Annotated in this window: 1 protein-coding gene; it reads right to left on the bottom strand. The window is 41.3% G+C overall.

All coding sequences use genetic code 11. From position 1 onward, the window contains the following. The coding region (locus CCS90_RS12005) for an SdrD B-like domain-containing protein (RefSeq protein ID WP_306475088.1) at positions 1-707 on the bottom strand (707 nt) is incomplete at both ends.

The raw sequence follows: 707 nt of genomic DNA, 5'->3' as shown, positions 1-707 counted from the left end.
ATTCAAATCAGTGTCATTGACATCAACTTCTGTGATGTAACACAAGGCATTACCGACTGGACCCACAGGTAAATTACTGAACAAGTAAGCACCAGAAGCATTGGTGTCCATGGAAACAGCGGTCGTTGCATCTGACCCATCAACCGTATCAGAACAGTTGGCATCTTCATACAAAGTCACTTGAATGTTAGGCAGTAAAGTGTCGCTGTCACCTGGATCATAACTGGTGTTGGCATTGGTCGTACTTTCACACCAAGTTACACCTGAAATTGAACCATTAAGGAATATACCAGCATCTATACTTGGATCAACAGCTGTCAAATCAATGTTCTGAACTTGACCATTTAATGGGTCAGCATCAGAATCCAAAGCATCATTGGGTGTATTTTGTACAGTGAACTGATAATTAACCGGAATATCCGTAAATTCAACACAGTAACTGCCTGCATCTAAATCAGAAAAAAAGTAAAAGCCGTCAGCCGCTGGAAGGCCACCATTGAGTGTTTCAGTGGTGCTAAAAATGGGTGCTGAACAGGTGGCATTATCGTATAAATTGACAGTCACACCATTGACCCCAGGTTCACCAACATCTTGGATTCCATCTTGATTGGTGTCATACCAAACATAATCTCCAAGTGCTAATAAATCATCAAAACCAAAATCATTGTTCGGATTGTCTGGGTTACTGGTATCCAAATCTGGACCTA

The sequence above is a fragment of the Marinicella litoralis genome, assembly GCF_002591915.1.
GTDB lineage: Bacteria > Pseudomonadota > Gammaproteobacteria > Xanthomonadales > Marinicellaceae > Marinicella > Marinicella litoralis.
The sequence above is the reverse complement of the archived record's forward strand: the minus strand, read 5'-3'. Positions and strand labels throughout refer to the sequence as shown.